This window comes from Pseudomonas sp. 51_B, from assembly GCF_017491595.1.
GTDB lineage: Bacteria > Pseudomonadota > Gammaproteobacteria > Pseudomonadales > Pseudomonadaceae > Aquipseudomonas > Aquipseudomonas promysalinigenes.
Genome location: NZ_JAFGYW010000287.1, coordinates 1 through 480, shown reverse-complemented (window position 1 = coordinate 480; position 480 = coordinate 1). Strand labels below are relative to the sequence as shown.

Here is a 480-nt window from a genome sequence, read left to right as displayed (position 1 = left end):
GAATATGAATTACCGGACAACTAAGAAGAATCAACGATCCAGCACTAAACGCTTCACCTTCCAAGACACCCACAACCTCTGCTGCACACTGCTCAATAAGATTTTTGAATGTGATGGCTGATGTGAGATTTCCTCCGTATGTGGAGATGATAATCCGAACAGTTTCACCTTCTTGTGCATTACGCAAGGTCTGGAAAGCATTTCGATAGTAGCTAGGAGATTTGATTTCCTCGTCCAGTAGAATATCTTACACTCCGTCTTTATAGAGAACAGGGCACTCGTTTACTGGCGGGAAGAAAGTCATTTCATCTTCAATACCAAGTTTAGTTTTTGCATTAGATTCTTTCTCCTTACCTCGATTTTCTGTATAACGCGAACCAGCCATACTCATATTTTCCTCATAAATCCCATTAAGTTTCTAATTGTTAGGTGCCCATAAGATTTTCTCAGTTACTTTCACTTAGTCACCTCCTCAAATAC

At 40.0% G+C, this 480-nt stretch carries 1 protein-coding gene; it reads right to left on the bottom strand.

Annotated features, from left to right (window positions below):
• The coding region (locus J5M56_RS24865) for an ATP-dependent Clp protease proteolytic subunit (RefSeq protein ID WP_207938044.1) at window positions 1-187 on the bottom strand (187 nt) is incomplete at its 3' end.
• Between the last annotated feature and the right edge of the window lie 293 nt (window positions 188-480).